The 20,207-nt window shown below is 42.0% G+C and carries 18 protein-coding genes and 1 pseudogene; 6 read left to right on the forward strand and 13 right to left on the reverse strand.

Annotation, left to right across the window (positions count from 1 at the left end; all coding sequences use genetic code 11):
- Positions 1–55 precede the first annotated feature (55 nt).
- The 3 genes from V7K61_RS15310 to V7K61_RS15320 all read left to right on the forward strand — a co-directional run bounded on the left by V7K61_RS15310 (position 56) and on the right by V7K61_RS15320 (position 3,943).
- Entirely contained in the window at positions 56–769 is a 714-nt protein-coding gene (locus V7K61_RS15310; RefSeq protein ID WP_335054301.1) for a carbonic anhydrase, read from the forward strand.
- 199 nt (positions 770–968) lie between these two features.
- Complete coding sequence (locus V7K61_RS15315) at positions 969–2,465, forward strand: NADH-quinone oxidoreductase subunit M (protein WP_335054303.1); 1,497 nt, start codon at positions 969–971, stop codon at positions 2,463–2,465.
- A 170-nt stretch (positions 2,466–2,635) separates the two neighbouring features.
- Complete coding sequence (locus tag V7K61_RS15320; RefSeq protein ID WP_335054305.1) at positions 2,636–3,943, forward strand: CO2 hydration protein; 1,308 nt, start codon at positions 2,636–2,638, stop codon at positions 3,941–3,943.
- A gap of 383 nt (positions 3,944–4,326) precedes the next feature.
- Here V7K61_RS15320 and V7K61_RS15325 read toward each other — a convergent pair whose 3' ends face one another.
- The 9 genes from V7K61_RS15325 to V7K61_RS15365 form a co-directional block, all read right to left on the reverse strand.
- Positions 4,327–5,544 (reverse strand): glutathione S-transferase family protein, encoded by a 1,218-nt coding sequence (locus tag V7K61_RS15325; protein WP_335054307.1) that lies wholly within the window; start codon positions 5,542–5,544, stop codon positions 4,327–4,329.
- A 67-nt stretch (positions 5,545–5,611) separates the two neighbouring features.
- Positions 5,612–6,697, reverse strand: coding sequence for an ABC transporter substrate-binding protein (locus tag V7K61_RS15330; protein WP_335054309.1), 1,086 nt, complete (start codon positions 6,695–6,697; stop codon positions 5,612–5,614).
- Positions 6,698–7,165: 468 nt separating this feature from the next.
- Complete coding sequence (gene chrA / locus V7K61_RS15335; protein WP_335054311.1) at positions 7,166–8,386, reverse strand: chromate efflux transporter; 1,221 nt, start codon at positions 8,384–8,386, stop codon at positions 7,166–7,168.
- Complete coding sequence (locus V7K61_RS15340; protein ID WP_335054313.1) at positions 8,383–8,823, reverse strand: beta-lactamase hydrolase domain-containing protein; 441 nt, start codon at positions 8,821–8,823, stop codon at positions 8,383–8,385. Before V7K61_RS15340 ends, chrA begins: the two co-directional genes overlap by 4 nt.
- A 159-nt stretch (positions 8,824–8,982) precedes the next feature.
- Complete coding sequence (locus V7K61_RS15345) at positions 8,983–10,197, reverse strand: RNA-guided endonuclease InsQ/TnpB family protein (RefSeq protein WP_335054315.1); 1,215 nt, start codon at positions 10,195–10,197, stop codon at positions 8,983–8,985.
- A 249-nt stretch (positions 10,198–10,446) separates the two neighbouring features.
- On the reverse strand, positions 10,447–10,887 hold the full coding sequence (locus V7K61_RS15350) for a hypothetical protein (protein WP_335054317.1): 441 nt from the start codon (positions 10,885–10,887) through the stop codon (positions 10,447–10,449).
- Between the two features lie 84 nt (positions 10,888–10,971).
- A complete protein-coding gene (locus tag V7K61_RS15355; RefSeq protein ID WP_335054319.1) occupies positions 10,972–11,826 on the reverse strand; it encodes a DUF72 domain-containing protein in 855 nt (284 codons plus the stop codon).
- Positions 11,827–12,070: 244 nt separating this feature from the next.
- Positions 12,071–12,718 carry a pentapeptide repeat-containing protein gene (locus V7K61_RS15360; protein WP_292819947.1) on the reverse strand — a complete coding sequence of 216 codons (648 nt, stop codon included), beginning with the start codon at positions 12,716–12,718 and terminating at the stop codon, positions 12,071–12,073.
- A gap of 149 nt (positions 12,719–12,867) precedes the next feature.
- Positions 12,868–13,362 carry a hypothetical protein gene (locus V7K61_RS15365; RefSeq protein WP_094347731.1) on the reverse strand — a complete coding sequence of 165 codons (495 nt, stop codon included), beginning with the start codon at positions 13,360–13,362 and terminating at the stop codon, positions 12,868–12,870.
- 595 nt (positions 13,363–13,957) lie between these two features.
- On the opposite strand from V7K61_RS15365, the gene aroF reads away from it, so the two are divergent.
- Together aroF and V7K61_RS15375 are read left to right on the forward strand one after the other, a co-directional pair.
- The gene (gene aroF, locus V7K61_RS15370; RefSeq protein ID WP_335054320.1) at positions 13,958–14,827 is read left to right on the forward strand and encodes a 3-deoxy-7-phosphoheptulonate synthase; all 870 of its coding nucleotides are present in this window, start codon (positions 13,958–13,960) and stop codon (positions 14,825–14,827) included.
- A 312-nt stretch (positions 14,828–15,139) separates the two neighbouring features.
- Complete coding sequence (locus V7K61_RS15375) at positions 15,140–15,496, forward strand: hypothetical protein (protein ID WP_335054322.1); 357 nt, start codon at positions 15,140–15,142, stop codon at positions 15,494–15,496.
- A 93-nt stretch (positions 15,497–15,589) separates the two neighbouring features.
- Here V7K61_RS15375 and V7K61_RS15380 read toward each other — a convergent pair whose 3' ends face one another.
- The 4 genes and pseudogenes from V7K61_RS15380 to V7K61_RS15400 all read right to left on the reverse strand — a co-directional run.
- Positions 15,590–16,198, reverse strand: coding sequence for a sterol desaturase family protein (locus tag V7K61_RS15380; RefSeq protein ID WP_335054324.1), 609 nt, complete (start codon positions 16,196–16,198; stop codon positions 15,590–15,592).
- A gap of 586 nt (positions 16,199–16,784) precedes the next feature.
- On the reverse strand, positions 16,785–17,171 hold the full coding sequence (locus V7K61_RS15385; protein WP_335054326.1) for a response regulator: 387 nt from the start codon (positions 17,169–17,171) through the stop codon (positions 16,785–16,787).
- Entirely contained in the window at positions 17,143–17,451 is a 309-nt protein-coding gene (locus tag V7K61_RS15390; protein WP_335054328.1) for a hypothetical protein, read from the reverse strand. Before V7K61_RS15390 ends, V7K61_RS15385 begins: the two co-directional genes overlap by 29 nt.
- A gap of 193 nt (positions 17,452–17,644) precedes the next feature.
- Positions 17,645–19,213: pseudogene (locus V7K61_RS15400) on the reverse strand (response regulator); the annotation flags it as partial.
- 559 nt (positions 19,214–19,772) lie between these two features.
- Between V7K61_RS15400 and V7K61_RS15405 the strand changes: the two are divergent.
- Positions 19,773–20,177, forward strand: coding sequence for an NIL domain-containing protein (locus tag V7K61_RS15405; protein WP_322731914.1), 405 nt, complete (start codon positions 19,773–19,775; stop codon positions 20,175–20,177).
- Positions 20,178–20,207: the final 30 nt, after the last annotated feature.

Raw genomic sequence — 20,207 nt, forward strand, 5'->3', positions numbered from 1 at the left:
GACGGCGATTTATCGCGTCTCAAAGTTAACAGTTTAATATTGTGAGGAGAATTTCATGAGCATACAACATCCCCAACTCAATCTTTCCAGAAGAGGTTTATTGAAGTTTGGTGCAGGTGCGATCGGTACAGGTGTATTGACAGCCGGACTTGGCTCAAACTTGCTTGCAGCCGAAAAAAAACCAGTAGAAGAAGATATTACACCCGATAAGGCATTGCAAGAGCTATTAGATGGAAATGAAAGATTTTCTAAAAGAAAACGTCGTAATCCCGACCAAACATATTCACGTTTAGTCGAAGTTGCCAAAGGTCAAAAACCCTTCGCTTCTATTCTCGGTTGTGCAGATTCACGAGTCCCTTCAGAGATTGTTTTCGATCAAGGACTTGGAGATTTATTTGTCTGCCGGATAGCTGGTAATATTGCCACGACACAGCAAATTGGTAGCTTAGAATTTGGTAGCTTAGTATTAGGTTCCAAAGTCATCATGGTCGTGGGGCATGAAAGATGCGGTGCGGTAGAGGCCGCGATTAAAGGTGCTGAAGTGCCAGGGCGAATTGGAAGTTTACTTGAAGCGATTAAACCAAGTGTAGAAAGCTCAAAAGATAAATCAGGAGATAAGTTAGAAAATGCTTGTAAAGCAAATATTTTGGCGCAAGTTGAAAAATTAAAATCATCGACAGTTTTATCTGAGTTAATCAAGGCAGAAAAACTGAAAATAGTCGGTGGTTATTACGATTTAGATACTGGAGAAATTAGTATAGTAAGTTAGATTTTTTGTCCTTTGTCATTAGTCATTGACTAAGAATATAGCGTTTCCTAATCATACAAGGTACATCTTAGCCCCCTCCTCGCTTGCGGGGAGGGGGTTGGGGGTGGGGTTCTTGTACCTCACTTAACCGAGAACCGCTATAAGTCATCAAGAACAAAAGACATAGGACAAATAACAAATAACAAAGGACAAAATTACCATGTTAAGTGTCTTAATTTGGCTCCCGATTTTCGCTGCTATTCTCATAGCAATATTACCTGTAAGTATACCTAAGCATCGCATTCGTTTAATAGCATTAATCTTTTCAGGGATAGTTTTCTTATGGAACCTGTTTATCCTGCTAAAATTTGATATCAGCAATCCAGGAATGCAATTTAAAGAGTATTTACCCTGGAATGAAACCCTTGGCTTGAGCTATCAAATAGGTGTTGATGGGCTTTCTATCTTGATGTTGGTGTTAAATAGCCTGCTTACCTGGATTGCTATTTACAGCAGTAGTAAAGAAACTGAACGTCCCCGGCTGTTCTACTCCATGATTTTATTAGTTAGTGGAGGAGTTGCAGGTGCTTTTCTAGCAGAGAATTTGCTGCTATTCTTCCTATTCTACGAACTAGAATTAATCCCCTTCTATTTACTAATTTCCATTTGGGGAGGGGCAAAACGGGGTTATGCTGGGATGAAATTCCTGATTTATACTGCTGTATCGGGAGCCTTAATTCTGGCAACATTCTTGGGTATGGTGTGGCTGAGTGGTTCTACCAATTTTGCTTTTGATGCCGTCTCTACAGAAAATCTGTCAACAGCAAAACAAATCCTTTTACTAGCAGGAATAGTTTTAGGTTTTGGGATTAAAATTCCCTTAATTCCCTTCCATACTTGGCTACCCGATGCTTACGTTGAGGCTTCAGCACCAATTGCCATTCTTCTCGGTGGCGTGTTAGCAAAGCTGGGGACTTATGGATTGCTGCGATTTGGGTTAGGTATGTTTCCCCATGCTTGGAGTATTATTGCACCGACTTTAGCAATTTGGGGAGCAATCAGCGCTATTTATGGGGCAGTAGTTGCGATCGCTCAAAAAGATATCAAGCGCATGGTAGCATACAGTTCCGTTGGTCACATGGGCTATATCTTGCTAGCTGGTGCTGCTAGTACTCCCTTAGCACTTGTGGGTGCAGTCGCCCAAATGTTCAGCCACGGTATCATCCTGGCGATTCTTTTCCACTTGGTGGGAGTCGTAGAAGCGAAAGTCGGTACACGTGAGTTAGATAAACTCAATGGTTTAATGAGTCCCATACGCGGTTTACCTCTAATTAGCGCCTTACTAGTTTTAAGTGGAATGGCTAGCGCAGGTATTCCCGGTTTAACAGGATTCATCGCCGAATTTATCGTCTTTCAAGGTAGTTTCTCTGTCTTTCCCATCCCGACAATTTTGTGTGTAGTCGCTAGTGGATTAACCGCAGTTTATTTTGTCATCCTCCTCAACCGTACCTGTTTTGGCAAACTCGATAACTTCGCCTACTATCCCAAAGTTCTTTGGTCTGAGAAAATCCCAGCTTTAATTTTGGCAGCCTTCATCATCTTTTTAGGAGTACAACCCACTTGGTTAGTGCGTTGGAGTGAATCCACAACTACAACAATGGTGGCTGCAATTCCTTCCTTAGAAAAAACCGTAATCTCTGAAGTCGCACTGAAATAGAAAATACATCAAAACACTTGTAGAGACGGCGATTTATCGCGTCTCAAAACCTATCCCCCCACACGCGAGAAATTGCGTCTCAAAAATTATCCCCCCACACGCGATAAATCACCTCTCAAAACCTATCCCCCAGACGCGATAAATCGCGTCTCTACCAATTTACGATTACCATGACAGCAATTAAAACAGCAATTAAATTACCCCCTTCAAAACACGAATTTGCCGAAGTAATTCACCGCTTAGAAGCAGGCGGTGCAATGTTACCCGACACTCCAGAAAATTTAATGCAAATCATCGGTTTGTATAAAGCTTATGCTGTACCGATGGATTTTTACTGGCGTGACCTACTTTACATTGCCGAACGCGAATTTTTAAACCCGTTACCATTCTTTAAATACTTCTTACCCAAAGAGTATTTAGAACTGCATAATCATTACGCTGGTGATGATGCCGATTTACGAATTTGGCGCGGCGAAGCTACTGCACATCCAGAACTTTTGGCATTTATTGAGAAAGGTGAAACTTTCAAAATGCCAAAGTTGTTGCATCACTTGTTCCACGATCGCATTAACATGGAATTTGCAGAAGCTTGTATGCGGGCGATGTTGTGGCACAGAGGGATGGGTGGACAATTTGACCCTTATCTAGATTCTGAAGAATACAAAGCCAACGCTGACCGAGCAATTAAAGCTTACTTCCAAGGGAACCCCGTGATGCTGGGACTTTACAAGCTGTTCCCCGATATGTTTTTGGAACAGTGCCGCCAGATGTCATACTACGCTAATCTAGGCTTATTCTGGGAAATCATGGCCCCAGTATTCTTTGAAATGTCAGACCGCTACGATGAAGGTACCATTAGCAGCGTTCCAGAGGCAATGAGCTTCATAGTTAATGGTATATTTGCGATCGCAGGTCGTCCTATTTATCATCACGTTTATATTCGTGGTGAATGCTACGAAATTGTCCCCAAATCTAAGGGTTTTATGTGGCTGTATGAAGCCGCATTACCTTATGTAGAAGCCGTTTTCTACCGCACCGCACCCTTTAGAGGAACAAAATCTTATAATGCTCAAGCGCGTCAAGTGCCAGAAGACCAGAAAGACTTTCACTATGGCATTCTTTACGCTGATGTATTTCCAGTCGGTACTGCTGGCATTCCCCCGACATTATTAATGCAAGATATGTTGCATTTTTTGCCACCATATCTTATTGATTACTACAAGCAACATTGCCGGGGTGAAGAAGATATGTTGATTCAGTTGGGAGTGAGTTTCCAACGGTCAATGTACTGTGTTACTTCTGCGGTAATTCAAGCTTTGCGAACTGCACTTTTATATCCTTTAGATGACCAAAATCCCAAGCATTTACAAGCTAATCGAGACTTTTTTGAAATGCAGCTAAATCGCTTTACCCGTGCTGACTACAATATTCGTGATGCTGCTCGTTTAGGAAGCATTCAAAGTCAAGATTATCGATAAGATATCTCCATCTAAAACCTTTGTAGAGACGTAGCAGTGATACGTCTCTACATTCTCAATACGGTTCGGTTAAGGCAAGAGACGCGATAAATCGCCGTCTCTACAATAATCAGTCCTTTGTAGAGACGGCGATTTATCGCGTCTTTACGATTAGCGGCGTGTAACCAAAAAACCTTATCCGAACCGTATTGTCTACATTCTTTTAACGTGAGTTCGATGAACCTCTCCCTCCCAACCTCCCTTTCCGTTTCGGAGAGGGAGGAGCAACGAAAATTTCAGCTTTTTGCTCCCCTCTCCGTGTCGGAGAGGGGCTGGAGGAGAGGTCAAATAAGACTTGTCGAACTCACGTTCTTTTATACCAGATTGATCTGGAAATGCGATCGCTAATAAAGAGATGCCAACACTTTATCAGCTGCTGCCCGGAATGCAGTTGCAGCACCAGCGCTCATATCCCGTGGCGCACAGATGCGATTTCTCACATAGGCCAGTGTGATGGCACCAATCGCAGCCGCAGTGGGGTCAGCATTGTCTTTACCACCCACGCGTCCCCACGGTAAGGCTGCACCATTACCATTGATGAGATAGTCAGCCAGCAATCTGAGATGAAAATCAACCGCTTCTTTAACGGCTGTTGTGTCGCCATTGACTGCTAATGCTTGCACCCCAGAGTTTTTCAGAATATCTCCTAAAGCAACTTCTCGGTTATCAGTCAACCTTTCAGCCGCTTCTGCCCGAAATTGGATTTCTTGGCTAATAGCTGGGTCAGGTGGCAAAGGATTACCGATTGGTGTCACGCCCCACCGACGACGCAAAAGTAAATTGTTGGTGGTATCATCCGATTTTACTCGGTGATAAGCGGGACGCTGTTTGAGTGCTTCAAACCAAGCGTTAATCCGAGGATAGCGGGGATTTCCCTTGAGTTGATATCCGCGATAAACGGGTAAGTTAGCCGCCAATCTATCTAAATGGGGACTATAAGTAATATCTACGACACTAAATGTTGACAAAAAGTAGGGGCCGGGATACTTGCCGAGAAGTTGCTCTACTTCGTCTAATTTCGCTTCAAAAGCCGCTTGTAAGCTTGCTAATTCATGCGGATCTTCTGGGGGTTGTCTGAGAAATTTGTAGGCGATATCTCTCACACCATTGGTTTCAGCATCCTCAAGCCACTGTCTTGCAATAGCATTTTCCTCTGGGTCTTCAGGCAGTAAGGTTGGCCCAAATCGTTCTTCTAAAGCTAACAGAATATCTTTGGATTCATAAACTAATTTGTCCTCAATTTTCGCCGCCGGGACAAGAGTTGTGGGAACTAAATCAGTATACCATTTAGGCTTGTTAGTCAAGTCGATAAACTCTGTTGCAAAGGGAATTTCTTTTTCTTCAAGAGCAAACCAAACCCGTTCGCAAAATGGACACCAAGAGTTGGTATCGCGGTAGAGCAGTACTGGCGGTTCTGTGTCTGGCGGCAATTTATGAAGACTGCTAGGGATGGGAGCGGTAGAAGGAGATTGCCCTGGTCTACGCACCCGTCGAGCCGGGGTATTTTTTTGGGCAATTTCTAACAGTTGTTCCCAATTAGATACTGTGTCTTGAATTGACATATTTCACCTTAGTTTAAGTTAACTTTATTTGAACAAATGAGTCAGGAGTTAGGAGTTATATCATTGACTATTTGCATTTATTAATCGCATTAGTAAAGCTTCCATCCCATAATGGTTTCACATCAACTTTCGTGGGAATGACGCCTGCACGATAAAAGGTGTCGGCGACATCTTGCTGGGAAGCGATCGCTTGTTGGGAAATCGGCAACACTTGCGTAGCTTGCCCCCGTAGGGATCGCCTTTGTTTTAAACCCTCTTTGGCATCTTTGAGTACAAAGGTTTCATCCACTCCAATTGCTTTTGCATAGTTCTTTGACCACGCCTCTATATTTGATGCTTGCCAATCTTGCGATTTCTGGATGCGGCAGAGGAAGTCTGCAATCGCAGCTTTTTTATTAGGATCGGCGATCGCACTCGGCGCTGCGACAATCGTAAAATTGCCTGAGAGAATGTTTTTTGCTGATTTTAGTACCTTGGCTCCATCTTTCTGGGCTTGCTGGATTGCGTAACCGTAGGTGGCCCAAGCATCTAAATCGCCTCTCCTGAATGCAGAGAGTCCGTCAGGAATAGTTAGTGGCACCGCATTCACATCTTTGAGTGTCAATCCCTCTTGTGCCAACATCTTAATTAGGAAGTAATGAGCTGTGGTTGCTTTGACATAGCCGACTTTCTTACCTTTGAGGTCAGTAAACTTCTTAGCATTGGAGTTTTTTGGCACGAGTACGACTTGACCCACTGTCGGCCCCTTAATGGAAGCAATGATTTTCACCGCCCCTTGGGATTGAACCGCAAAAATCGGTGGGATCTCGCTAGCACTACCGATGTCAATGGCGTTGGCGTTGATTGCCTGTACGATAAAGTTTCCCCCAGTAAATTCTGTGAACTCAGTTTTGTAGGGAAATTTATCTTGCCCAGCTAGCTTGAGTTGCAAATCCCAACCGCCTTTGTACTTAGAAGCACGTAGGGTTACGTTTGACAAGTTGGCAGCAATCGGATAAGCGGCTGTAGCATTTTCGGAATGGCTGGTAGTAGTGGCGATCGCTAAACCCAAAAAGGAACCTAGTGCAAACACGATCGAGAAATTGCGGCATAAACCTTTTTGCTTTTTAGACCGACTCCAATTTGGGATGAAATGCAATGGCTGGAACTTCATAAACTCAGTTTCTTAGCTCTTGAGCATAATAATTTAGATGGTTGAATAGAGATATAAAAATTGGCATGAAAAACTTATCTGTCACCGTTTAGAAGTCAAATTTAAAGTATGCACAGATGTGTGCTAAAACGCAAAGCAGCAAACTTTTTCTAGATAGCATACTTCAAGCTATAGACTGGTATGTTTACAGCTTTTAAATAGCTAACAATCTGAATTTTTCAACTTTTACAATAAACACCTGTAAATCTATAGATTTACCGGAGTTAATGGTGATTATCACATGAAAATAGTTTGAAAGCAAGATTTAATCTATCTATTTTTTGACTTACTTAAGCCGCCAAAATCAGAAAAATCTTTATAAATTCGAGTTATAGAGAGGATAGAAAAATGAAGTTAAAAAAGACACTTATTCATTTAAGTGTATAAAGTCAAGTTAAGAGCAGCTAGTAATCTAAAATACTTGCAATTTCATCGAGTGTAGCCCAAGAGTGAAGCACCCCATCCAATGAAAGCGCTACCAAAGACTAGCCATGCAGCATTAATGCGAAAGTGAATAGCTAAAATGGCTGAGACGATCGCGATCGCTAAACCGAGAAAATCTACAAATGGGGCTTGTGGTAATGTTAAAGTCGCTACCCCCAGTTGCACAGTAGTAACAACCATTAGCGCTACAGCACTAACATTGACAGCATCCAAAAATGCTCTAGTCCAAGAAGAGGCTCGTAAGCGTGGGATTAAGGGATTTAGGGCAGCAACGAAAACAAAAGAAGGTAGAAAAATTCCGATTGTGGCAACAATTGCGCCAGGTATGCCAGCAATCACATAACCGATAAACGTAGCAGTGGAAAGTACTGGCCCAGGGGTAAATTGACCAATTGCGATCGCATCTAATAACTGCTGTTGTGTCAGCCAGCCGTATTCTTGAACTAATCCCCCTTGCAGAAAAGCCACCAACAGGTAGCCACCACCAAATAAAACACTACCGACTTTGAGAAAAAACCAACCCAATTGCCATAAAGAAACGTTGGTTACAGTAGATGCAGTAGCTACCGATGTAGCAAGTACAGCGGATGCTTTCAAAGTCGCACCTGTGCTGAGACTAGCAATCAGAAAGTTGGCTTTATCTCCTGGTTTATCGTTTTTCTCGCCAGAATGTAACCAAACCATACCCAGCAATCCCCCAATTAACAGGGCAATTACTTCATTTAATTTCAATAATAATGTTAGCAATGCCACAGCGAAAGCGATTACTAGTAATTGGCGAGTTTTCACAGCCTTTTTGGCCAAGCCCCACAGGGCATTGATGATGATTGCTAAAACAGCCGGTTTAATGCCATAAAGTAAGGGAGCAATTTGCGGTAGAGTACCGTAGGCAACATAAACCCAAGCAAACCCACCAGTAATTAGAACCGCAGGTAAGACAAAACAGACGCCTGACACAATCAGCCCCAGCCATCCTGCATAGATGTATCCTATGTGGATAGCCATTTCTGTGGAATTTGGCCCAGGAATTAGGTTTGTTGCGCCCAGCAAATCTAGAAAATGCTCCCTTGTCAACCACTGACGCCGCTTAACCACTTCATCTTCAATCATGGCAATATGGGCAACCGGGCCCCCAAAGCCGATGACGCCCAACTTAAAAAACAGGTTGGCGAGTTCACCCAAACGACTTGGTGTTGAGTTAGTCATTTTTGCTTGGCAATATACTTTTCAAGTAAGAATTGCTTGAGGTGCGGTTGTTCTAAGTTTAAACCAAGCTCTTGGGCTTTCTGACTAATTTCCTCATAAGTCAGACCTTCACTAATAGCATTAGCAATCAAGGCAATACCACCAGCCCTTGCTCCAGCAGCACAGTGAATTAAAATTGGTTTGGGTAAGTTCTCAATCTCCTGAATTGCTAACTCTGTTTGCTCTTGATTTGCTTCTGAAGGCTTTAATGGGACATTAGCATATTGCAGTCCAGCCGCTTGAGCTTGCTGCTGTTCGTCACTGAGAAAACCTGCTTCATCAGGAGAACGCAGGTTCAGCACTGACTTAAATCCCTCTTGGGCTGCCTGTTTTAACTCCTCAGAAGTTAGTTGTCCGGCAGCGCTCAAGTCTTCACTAACTTTTTTAGTGTTGCTCATAATCTTTAACCACACTATTTAGATAGTTTTATCGTAGTTTATCTTATAGACCATTTATAGAGCAATTTTCATAGAGTACGTTATGGCTTTAGTCTAAAATGCAAATGCCAGTGCCACCAGATTGTCCAGTAATATCATGTCCAATTGACACTCTCAGGTCTAAAGACACTGAGATTCTTTAATCAAAGACATGACTTGCTCATCCAGGATTACTCCAGCATAAGTAGTGGCCGCATCTCCTAAAGCGTTGCTTGCGTCTAGCGCAAAGGTTCCGGTATGCCCTACCGTACCCAATCCCCGACTAAGGATAATTAAGGCTGCGTTTTCGTCTCTATCCATCACGCACCCGCACTTACAAACGTGCGTTCTAGTAGATAGTGTTTTCTTCACAACTTCGCCGCAGCTAGAGCATTCTTGGGTTGTGTATTGCGGATTAACCGCAACCGTGACACGTTTAAATACTTTACCAAAGTACTCAACCCAGACACGAAACTGATACCAAGATGCATCATTAATGGACTTAGCTAAACAATGATTTTTCACCATATTTTTAATCCTCAAATCTTCATAGGCTATCAAGTCGTTAGACTGAACTACGCACCGTGCTAATTTCACAGCATGGTCTTTACGTTGCCTACTTATTTTGAGGTGGCGTTTTCCTAAAACCTGTCTAGCTTTGCCTCTATTCTTTGAACCTTTCACCCTTCTCGAAACTCGACGTTGTAAACGCTTGAGAACTTTTTCACCAACACGAAGAAACTTAGGGTTGTCAACCATTGTTCCATCAGAATCGGTGTAGTATTCTTTCAATCCAACGTCTAAACCGATTGTGTTCCCAGTTGGTTCTATGTTTTCAGAACGGTCTACATCAATGCAAAACTGAACATACACACCATCCGCACGTTTTACCAATCTCACGCGTTTTATTTGATTAACTTGGTAGAAGTGCAAATCACGAGTACCTTTGAGTTTTAATCTCCCAATACCTTTTTTATCCGTGAAAGTTATGGATTTACGATTATCTGCAAGCTTCCATCCAGTCGATTTGTACTCAACAGAACGACAATCTTTCTGGAATTGAGGATATCTCTTTAAACCTGGAACACCCTTCTTGCAGTTGTCATAAAACCGAGAGATAGAAGACCATGCTCGTTCTGCGCTGGCTTGTCTAGCCATTGAATTGAGTTCATTAGCAAAAGGAAAGTTAGCCGCAAGTACAGCACAGTATTTCTGCAAATCGTTTTTACCTACGCCAATAAAATCCATCCATAGCCGAATACAGCTATTGCGAACAAACTTTGCAGTCCTAATTGCGTCATTTATTGCTGCGAACTGGGCTGATTTCCCGTAAGCTTTAAACTCAAAAACAAGCATCTTTCTTACCTCCTATCTTATACTACCGTAGTTGGCGTAAAAACAAGGTTAGAAAGATTGAATGCGGTTAAAACCACACGAGTCGCTTATATCTCAGCACTAAAATGACTGAGCTTTACGCTTACCGGCTAACTTGTAATTAGTATTCCCGCAGTCATAGCATCCCACTTAATCCCCTCACCACTTGCGGGGTGGGGTTCTTCGGGTTTAAGAACTAATCAAGTGGATATGATATTACTCCTAACTTCTTCAAATAGCTCTTTGCCGCAAATGTCGCCCATCAAACCCTTGCTTAATCCAATTCAGACATTCATATTCAGATTTGAATAACTTTGGAGCTGCAATATTATTCAATAATTCTGGTGGGTAATGGTCATAAAAATATTTGTCTCCTTCTTGAAAGATGATAATCAAATTGTTCCGATAAACATAGCGAGACTTAAAATTATCCCCCCGATGAACAAACTCGGAATTTTGATTGATATACTCTTTAGCAATATCAATGATGTTACTAACGCCACTTCCATAGATTCCTGCTGGATTTTCTGCTTTATGAAATTGGCTTCTGTGCCCAATTTCAGATAGCAATTTATACGAATAAATTTCGTAATTATCCGCCTTGCCAAAAACAAATGGAATGATGAGATATCCTTTATATGAGACTGATTTTTCATAAAGAAGACGACTCATCTCAACCTCCTTTGGTGGAACTGCTCTGAAAAAATTTTTCTTTAACAGAAAAGTATTACAACACCAATTATCTACTAAATACGATCACCATAAACTGAGTTGATTGGGAGGATGCTCAAGGTTATTCCAGGGTAAGGGTGGAACTGGTGTACTACTCTGTTCTAATAGCTGTTGGAAGTGACGGGCTGTGCTGGGCGATCGCGCTTCTATTGGACAATGGACAAAGAAATAAATTCGCACTCCCATCTGTAACCATTGCTGAATCTGCCTTACCCACTCTTCCATAAATGGCTGATTCACTGATAAATTTGGATGAGAAATAAACCGAATCAGAGTAAAAGGTGCTGTCACACTTAATTGCAACGGTAATTTAGGTTTGCGCCGTTCCGATTGTAATTGTGGGTCATCATCTCCAGTGTAAATGGGGCGCGAGTCTAACAGTACCCGTCCGACACCTAACTTTTCTAAAAGCGCTGTCAAATTACTAGCATGGGGTTCCTGGAACCAGTCGGGATGGCGAACTTCCACTGCTAGGGGTGCTTCTGTATGCGGCCAAGCTTCTAGAAAGTTGGTCAAATCGTCAAGTAATGCAGGTGCATAGCTGGGTGGTAACTGGGCAAAAATTGGGCCAAGATGCTTACCTAAGGGGCGCATCCCCTCCAGAAATTTCAAAGCAGCTGGAATATAAGGTTGTAACAACCCTTGATGGGTAATATCTCGCGGTAATTTTAGACAAAATTCAAAACCTGCTGGTGTTTCGGCAGCCCAACGGGTTACAGTTTCTTGGTTAGGTACGGCATAAAAAGTGGTGTTACCTTCTACAGTGGTGAAGCGACGACTGTAGAGATGGAGAAAATCGGCAGTGCGAGTACCTTGGGGATAGAGTTCTCCTACCCAACCTTTATATGCCCAAACAGCACAACCGATAAAAAATTTCACAATGCCTAAAAGCCTTGATGTATATATTCAATTTTACACGTAGGTTGTAGGGATTGGATCGCGTACTCATTGTCGTGTTTTAGGCAAGCAAACAGGCATATAGCAGTTTTCAATTGCATTGCATAGGAGTCATTTATGCACCAATACGTTTCAGTTAAGGGTTATTGGTGTGGATAATTAGTTTTTTAAGACGCGATAAATCGCGTCTCTACATGAGGGTTTTGGTGTTATGGCGCAACCTCCGTTATTGATAAATTGAACCATCAGGCATAATTGCCCCTGCTAAGTTAGTACCAACTAATTTAACTAGAAGACGCTCACCAGAACGAATCCGCGCTCCCGTCAAGTCGGCTCCTCGCAAGTCGGCCCCACTGAGATCCGCTCCAATCAAATTAGCAGCACGTAAATTTGCCTCTCTGAGATCGGCTAAAAGTAGATTTGCCCGAAATAAATTTGCTTCAGATAAATTTGCACCTCTAAGGTTGACTTTGTGCATAAAAGTATCGCTGAGATTAGCGCCGCTCAAATTGGCATAACTTAGATTTCTGCCAGATAAGTCTTTATTGCTCAAATTTGCCCGACTGTAGTCTTTGCCACTCAAGTCTGAGTTTTGCTTTGGTGGACGCTGGGTTGTTTGAGATGGTTTTTCCTGTTGAGGTGGCGGTGAGTTAAATGTGGCTTGAGGTTTGGTTTTTAGAGAACGCAACTTTTCACGAGCTTCATTTATAGCTTTCAGCTTGTCTTGCGCTTTCTGCTGTAAACGGAGATTGTCTTTGGGAATGCGATCGGGATGCCAAACAAAGACTAAATCTTTGTAAGCCTGGTTCACTTCTTCAAGTGTAGCCCCAGGCTCTAATTCCAAAACTCTATAGTACCGCTCCAGATCGCTCATACGATATTTTGGTGGACAATCAACTTAATTATGAGTGATGGAGTCATTTATCCGCTGCATCATTTGTTATGGATTATGGGGCTTTGAGGAGGCCGGGGGCAGGAGGCAGAAGTTTTTTAATTTTTAATTTTTAATTTTTAATTGATTTTTCATCTCCCCATCTCTCCATTTCTCCATCGAGCGATCGCTCTAAAATATGCTGCAACTGGAATCTGATAGACTTCAATATAAATCCAAACAATAATTGATAAATGTGATAGGAAGGTTAATATTGTCCAAATATATGGCATCCAGGTAATGGGTTCTTTCAGATTAGCAGGAAAATAGTAAGCTACTATGCCAATTAGAGTCGTGGGAAGAATTATAAAAACTGCTGCTGCTAATCCATAACCCCAACCTAATTCCACACCTTCCAACTGGCCTTCTGTCCAACTAAACCCATTCCAACGCCAAGTTAAAGGTGGTTGCCTAGAAGGCATCTTGATTTGCTGTTGCTCTAAGTTGACTGTAAAAATCTCTTGACAAAAGTCACAAGCCATAGCTTCCATCAATGGCATGTGAGAAATCTTACCTATTCGACAGACTGGGCAGGGGTAAGCTCCATAATAGTCGAAAGATTGGGTTAAGATTTTGGAACTGGGCATAATGAGACAGATGATCCTAAAAAATTGATCTGGTCAATGAGAACTTGGATAATAATGTATGGCGGAGTCTTAATCCCCAGATCCCCAGAGTTGTACTGAGTCTATCGCTTTTTTATAGTTTGTGCAGGTCTTGACAACGCCTACTTTTCCTGCTAATTTTACTTTACATAGGTATATTTCTTAAGTTTTCCAGCAAAAAGTCCGCAAATGCTTAACACAAATTCCTACTTTTATTTTTGGTTTAGGGTGGTTCACCGGGGGTGAATTAAGTTTCCTAATGGAAACCGCCCGGTGAACCGCAGAGCAAACTCTGCGGTTTTTGTTTTTTTAAGGAGAATTTCATTGTCATGACTTATTTAATTAGCTGGTTTTATGGCTTTTACTTTTGGCCCAGAATAAATTCCGGGTAAATAGCGTCATGCCAATGAATCAGAACGCGCCCGGAACTCTTGGTTTCGGGCTTTTTTGTTGTTATTTGAGAAGCGGAATAGAGGCACAAGGGAGAAATCAATTCAAAATTCAAAATCAAATAACTTCTGCCCCCTATCCCCTACCTCCTCTTTCCCAATACTTAATTTTTCAGGAGAATATAACCATGATTAATGCCAAACTTGCTGCACAATCCCATCTCAACCACCAGACAATCGTTAAAATCTCGAAAGAAGTCGCTTTCGGCGGTAAAGAACTGGTAATTATCGGCGGGCCTTGCACTGTTGAAAGCTTAGAACAAATGGAGATAGTTGCCCAAAAGCTATCTACTGCATCAGTACATGGGTTGCGTGGCGGTGTCTACAAACCCCGCACATCTCCCTACGCTTTTCAAGGTATGGGAGAGTCAGGATTAGAGATTTTAGCTAGGGTGCGATCGCATTACAATATGCCAGTTGTCACGGAGGTGATGTCAATTTCTCAAATTGAAGTAGTCGCCGCCCACGCTGATATGCTGCAAGTGGGTAGCCGCAATATGCAAAACTTTGATTTGCTCAAAGCTTTGGGACAAGCTGGTAAACCAATACTGCTCAAACGTGGTTTAGCAGCGACTATTGAAGAATTTGTCATGGCTGCTGAATATATCCTTTGCCACGGGAATCCTGATGTGGTGTTGTGCGAAAGAGGTATTCGCAGTTTCGACGATTACACCCGTAACGTTCTAGATTTAGGGGCAGTGGCAGCACTCAAGCAAATAACTCACTTGCCTGTGATTGTAGATCCTTCTCATGCCGTCGGCAAACGGGAGTTGGTCGCACCTGTGGCTAGGGCTGCGATCGCTTGCGGTGCAGATGGATTAATTATTGAATGTCACCCAGAACCAGAAAAATCTGTTTCTGATGCCCGTCAAGCACTTTCTTTAGAAGATATGGTGCATTTAGTTGCTAGTTTAAAGCCTGTAGCAACAGCCGTTGGGCGTAGTATATCGGATGTTGGGGCGGGTTTGGAACCTGCCCCGATTTTTTGGGCTGCTTAAATTTCACACAAGGCGATCGCTTCAATGTCTCAGCCAAAAGATTTATTTTGGGTTGATGGCAAACAGCGATCGCTTTCGTAAAATAAGCTTGTTACTTCAGCTATTCCATTTGTTCTCAAACGTATTTTGGCAACACAATCTTCTATATATAAATCTAAGTTATCGTTTTAACAAATAAGACTATTTGATTTTATTCTCTAAGTCGTTTTATCCTGAAATCAGTAGATATTTTAAATTTTACTAAATAGCTTAAAGAAGTTTTAGTATACGGATCTTTCAACTTTGATAATCTTAAAGAAGGACAATAACTAAATGCTAGATCAGCAGATTGATTGCCCCATGAAACCTAAGACAAGTGCAATGATTATGAAGCTTTTTCAAATCACTCTAGTGGTCTTAGTACTTTTGATCAACTTAGCAGTTGCTTTCCCCTCTTGGGCAGAAAGTACACTTGCTTTAACTAGCAATCCTAGCAACTTTCAAGTTGGGCAAAAAGTCATTTGGCTTTACAAGCCCCGCACTGATTCTAGCGATGTCCAAAGAATTCCCGCCGAAATAGTCAAGTTAAGTTCCAAGCAAGTGCAAATCAAGGTGTACAAACATAACAACGAATTTGTCAATCGTTGGGTGAATCCAAACAAGCTTGAAAATTCGGCAAAAATTAAATAGTCAGTAGTCATTTGTCCTTTGTCATTTGTGATTACAAAGGACAAATGACAGCCAACAGAAAAATATTTCACAAATTATTTAGGACTGCTATAGTTAAAACTCTCTTGTGTGGGTTTCGTTTTCATAATTAGGATCTTCAGTCCCAAGCAGTTTGTCCCAGAATGTAAAATACAAACCGTAGTGTACTTTATACTTGCGATGATGTATGGAATGATGCATAGAACCAATAAGCCACCTTCCAATCCAGTAATTTTTAGATGAGGAGGGAAATAGTTCAAATCCGAGATGGGTAAACACTGCCCATACTGTCATAGTTATCAGTGCGGCAACTAAGGTGACGAAATGCAGCGGAACTATAAAGCTTACACCTACAAAGAAAAGTGCTTGTACGATCGCTTCTGGTAAGTCGAAAGCAGAGGAACTCCAGGGCGTTGGCTCTCCTGAACGATGGTGTCCATAATGCATCCATCTAAAAATTCGAGGGTGGTGAAAGATCCGATGGATAAAATAAAAGTAAGTATCTTGAAGAATTAACACTGCAATAAAGCTAACTATTAAATACCACAGTCCGTATTTCCAGATGTCAGCGTATAACAGTGTTGCTCCCAAATTATACTCTGAGATCATAAACGCTCCAGAAATAGCAAAAACTACTGTGGAGATTACTGATAATTCAATATCCTTTTTAATGGAACAACTCATCAACGGTTTCAAACGCAAACTCTTGTTGGCGAGAGACTTCCCTAGAACTAAATAAAAGAGCAAGTATGCTCCCCCAGCAATCAGAAAATATCGGGCAAGAGTGATACCGAAGAAGAAAAAGCAATAATACCAAAATGAGTGGTTCGTCAATTAGACCCATCCGTAATATTAATTTTGTTAAATGAAAATGCTGATTATGTCCAATTGTTTTGGTCTTCATTACCAAAAATAACCAAATTAAGATTTAATTTGTTAATCGGCAAAATCCACTGCTTATTTTACAACATCAAGTAGTTCAATAAATATATATTAAATTTTGTTAATAAAATTTAAACTAAATTTATTGCGTATATATAAATATAAATTATTACTATTCCTAAAAAAACGTTATTGGTAAACCTAAATTGTAGTAAATAGCTAATTTTACAACCAAGTTACAATTTATTTAAGTCGTTCGTTTATATGATGTATTTCAACAACAATTGAATTGATTTTAACCCATTGTGTTCTTTAATACCTAAAAAACCCTTTAAATCATTTTTCTCTACCTCTACTTTTTATAAATTAATTTGCTATAGATTTTGTTCTACTTTTCTAAACTCCAGCCCAAGGCTACGGCTACTTCAGCAGCTAATGCTAGAGGATTGAATGGTTTAGCGATCGCACTAATCATTCCCATCTGGGCATAGCGACGGCGATCGGAAGCCTGGATTTTTGCAGTTAACAAAATTACTGGAATCGCTTTGGTTAATGGATTGGCTTGTAACTTTTCAAAGGTAGTGATACCATCCATCTCTGGCATCATCACATCTAGTAAAATTGCATCTGGTTGGTAAGTCTCAGCTTTAATTATGCCCTCTTGACCGGAACTTGCAGTCACTACTTTCCAGCCAGCGACTGTTTCCAAGCAAATCTTGGCAACTTCTTGAATATACTGCTCGTTATCAACCACTAGAATCTGCTTTGTTGTCATCACTGCTATCCTCTTGTTGGTTCAGGGAAATTCCCTGAAGTAACTTCATCACCCGTTGTTCAAATTGCTTGGTAGTCACACGCCGGTTGCTCAAAAATTCTGTATCTGGACTTTGTTGGCTATTTGTAGTTGGCTCGTAACTACTATGAATTACAGGAATGTTGGAAGAGTCATCTAAATCAGTGTTTTGGAAAGTCCTAAATAAAGGCAGAGTGACGTAAAAAGTGCTACCTTCACCCAATGCACTTTCAGCCCAGATGCGTCCGCCGTGTTGTTGCATAATGCTCTTGCAAATTGCCGAACCTAAAGCTGGCTTGTAAATTGAGAGATGAGTGAGGTAAGGAAGAATTTACTTCCCGATCTCCCCCTGCTTCCCCTGCTTCCCCTGCCCCTCTGCCCCTCTGCTCCCCTGCTCCCCTGCCCCTCTGCCCCCCTGCTCCCCTGCCCCTGTGCCCCCCTGCTCCCCTGCCTCCCTGCACGACGCGCTGCCGCAATTTCATCCGTTCTAAGCGATTGACGATCCGGGTTACTAGTTCTGGCCCCACAATGGGCTTACTTACAAAGTCATCAGCACCAACACTAAACACTTGATTTACCATCTCGGCATCGCTATGCACAGTGAGGAATAGAATGGGTAACTCACACCAGCGCGAATCGTTGCGTACTAATTGGCAAAGTTCTATACCATTTGTATAAGGTAATTCCACATCCAGAATCAGCATATCTGGCGTAACTACTTCCAAGATTTCCCAGAATTGACGCGGATCTTCAAGAGCGATCGCTTTTAGTCCCCAAGGACTAAGTAAGGTTTGTAAAAATGCCTGAATTTGCGGATCGTCATCCACAACCAATATTTTAGTTTCTGCATAGAAGTCATTTTGCAGCGGTTGTGTGACTGTTTCTAAAACCTGTGGGGTTGGTGATGAAGATATTGCTGCTACTTCGTTTCCGTCAATTTCTCGACGCAATAACTTTACCCAATTTTCGAGGTTGCTAATTTCAGATTGACTCAGGATTTGACCAGAACTCAGTAACAATTCGATATTGCGTGCCAATTTTGAGCCAACAGGCAAGCCAAAAGTACCTAAAGATCCCGCCAAGGTATGCGCCTCTTTGGCTGCAAGCGATCGCAAATCGAGATTTAAACTATTGTGATTTAAAGTTGCGATCGCTTCCTCAAGTACCCTCAGTTGTTCATCTACCCGCCCTTGAAATCGTTGCCAAATTTCCGCAACTGCGATTAATGTTTGCTGTTGTGATTTGAGGTTGGGAACCAAAGATTTTTCACGCTCTAATTCCCCCTTGCCCCCCTGCCCCCCTGCCCCTCTGCCCCTCTGCTCCTCTGCCCCCCTGCCCTTCTCCTCCTCTGCCAGTGGTTTCAGCCGATAGCCAATACCGTAAACTGTTTCAACCAAATCACTAGGCGCTCCTACAGCTTTGAGCTTGTGTCGTAACCCTTTGATATGGGTACGAACAGCTTCTTCTTGCGGAGTGTCTTCATAACACCAAAGATGTTCTAAAATCATGCCGCAGCTAAATACCCGGCGAATATTTCGCAAGAATAGTTCTAACAGAGCATACTCTTTGGGAGTAAGTGGCAGCAGATTTTCACCATACATCGCTTCACAGCTTGTAGGGTCTAGCCGCAACCCACCATACTCCAGCACAGGTTGCGAGGTTACGCCTTTACGACGCAACAGTGCCCGAACACGAGCAATTAACTCTTCTGGATCAAAGGGTTTAACTACGTAGTCATCTGCGCCTGCATCTAATCCGATCGCTTTCTCATGACTACTATCGCACCCTGTCAATAACAATATTGGCATTTGCAAACCACTAGACCGGATTTGACGACAAAGACTAATGCCATCCAGTTTGGGCAATACCACATCTAGGAGGATTAAATCATAATCGTAAGTTTGAATAAAATTCCAAGCAGCATCTCCATCAGTGGCAACTTCAACAGCATAGTTTTGGTTAGTTAAAACGGTGGTGAGTGAATATGCACTTAACTCGTCATCTTCGACAACTAAAATTTTCATATTAAAAGCTTTCCAAGTTAAAATGGATATCACAGATAACAAGTAATCAACTTAAATGAATGGGAAGTTTAATATAATCTCAATACTTATTTTTAATACATCTTCCAAAAGGTCTATATTTGCGTTTGAAAATCATTAATAAATATCAATATTGATTAATTTTAATTGGATTTTCTAGCTACCTGCTTAGGAGCAGATGGTATGGAGAAAAAACATTTTCTAGACACTAGCTTTATACTACCTTACTTACAAGTTTTTCTAGTACAGAGAGGCTCAGATCCCGAACTTTTTCAATAGGTTGGGGATCTTTTTGTTCGTAACTCCTGCACGAATTGCTATAGTTTAACGCCATAACACGAAATCCTGATCTTGTAGGGGCGTACAGATGTACGCCCCTACAGCCGATTTATGTGTTGCAAAGATTTTTGCAAATAGTGCTATGTATGTTGAGGTAGGAGCAGTGTCCTTCTCTTGCCTTGCTGGTTCGTGCAACTTACCGTAGCAAAGGACTGATAAAACTCTCAATACGCTACAACAGAAAAAAACCTCTGCTAAATCTGTGAAAAAACGAGTAACACTCACCTTCCCGAAACGTGCCGTGCAAATGCCAGTCACTTACGTACTGGCCAAAGAGTTCAACGTCGCCGCCAATATTATCCGCGCCCAAGTTGCCCCAAATCAAATTGGCAAACTGGTAGTGGAATTATCGGGAGACATCGATCAATTAGATGCGGCGATCGAGTGGATGCGATCGCGTAATGTTAATGTTTCTTCGACATTAGGCGAAATTGCGATCGACGAGGATGTATGTGTCCACTGTGGCTTGTGTACTGGGGTTTGTCCTACCGAAGCCCTCACCCTCCAACCAGAGACGTACAAGTTGACATTCACGCGATCGCGCTGTATCGTCTGCGAACAGTGTATTCCCAGCTGTCCCGTACAAGCAATTTCTACTAACATTTAACAATCTAAAATCCCAAATCCAAAATTGAAG

This window comes from Nostoc sp., assembly GCF_036918015.1.
In the GTDB taxonomy this organism is placed as follows: Bacteria; Cyanobacteriota; Cyanobacteriia; order Cyanobacteriales; family Nostocaceae; genus Nostoc.

Coding starts and splice junctions, on each gene's coding strand:
- V7K61_RS15375 (WP_335054322.1), top strand. CDS start 15,140: ATGCTAGATCAGCAGATTGATTGCCCCATGAAACCTAAGACAAGTGCA.
- V7K61_RS15315 (WP_335054303.1), top strand. CDS start 969: ATGTTAAGTGTCTTAATTTGGCTCCCGATTTTCGCTGCTATTCTCATA.
- V7K61_RS15390 (WP_335054328.1), bottom strand. CDS start 17,451: ATGCAACAACACGGCGGACGCATCTGGGCTGAAAGTGCATTGGGTGAA.
- V7K61_RS15365 (WP_094347731.1), bottom strand. CDS start 13,362: ATGCCCAGTTCCAAAATCTTAACCCAATCTTTCGACTATTATGGAGCT.
- V7K61_RS15345 (WP_335054315.1), bottom strand. CDS start 10,197: ATGCTTGTTTTTGAGTTTAAAGCTTACGGGAAATCAGCCCAGTTCGCA.
- V7K61_RS15350 (WP_335054317.1), bottom strand. CDS start 10,887: ATGAGTCGTCTTCTTTATGAAAAATCAGTCTCATATAAAGGATATCTC.
- chrA (WP_335054311.1), bottom strand. CDS start 8,386: ATGACTAACTCAACACCAAGTCGTTTGGGTGAACTCGCCAACCTGTTT.
- V7K61_RS15310 (WP_335054301.1), top strand. CDS start 56: ATGAGCATACAACATCCCCAACTCAATCTTTCCAGAAGAGGTTTATTG.
- V7K61_RS15360 (WP_292819947.1), bottom strand. CDS start 12,718: ATGAGCGATCTGGAGCGGTACTATAGAGTTTTGGAATTAGAGCCTGGG.
- V7K61_RS15340 (WP_335054313.1), bottom strand. CDS start 8,823: ATGAGCAACACTAAAAAAGTTAGTGAAGACTTGAGCGCTGCCGGACAA.
- V7K61_RS15330 (WP_335054309.1), bottom strand. CDS start 6,697: ATGAAGTTCCAGCCATTGCATTTCATCCCAAATTGGAGTCGGTCTAAA.
- V7K61_RS15325 (WP_335054307.1), bottom strand. CDS start 5,544: ATGTCAATTCAAGACACAGTATCTAATTGGGAACAACTGTTAGAAATT.
- aroF (WP_335054320.1), top strand. CDS start 13,958: ATGATTAATGCCAAACTTGCTGCACAATCCCATCTCAACCACCAGACA.
- V7K61_RS15385 (WP_335054326.1), bottom strand. CDS start 17,171: ATGACAACAAAGCAGATTCTAGTGGTTGATAACGAGCAGTATATTCAA.
- V7K61_RS15380 (WP_335054324.1), bottom strand. CDS start 16,198: ATGAGTTGTTCCATTAAAAAGGATATTGAATTATCAGTAATCTCCACA.
- V7K61_RS15320 (WP_335054305.1), top strand. CDS start 2,636: ATGACAGCAATTAAAACAGCAATTAAATTACCCCCTTCAAAACACGAA.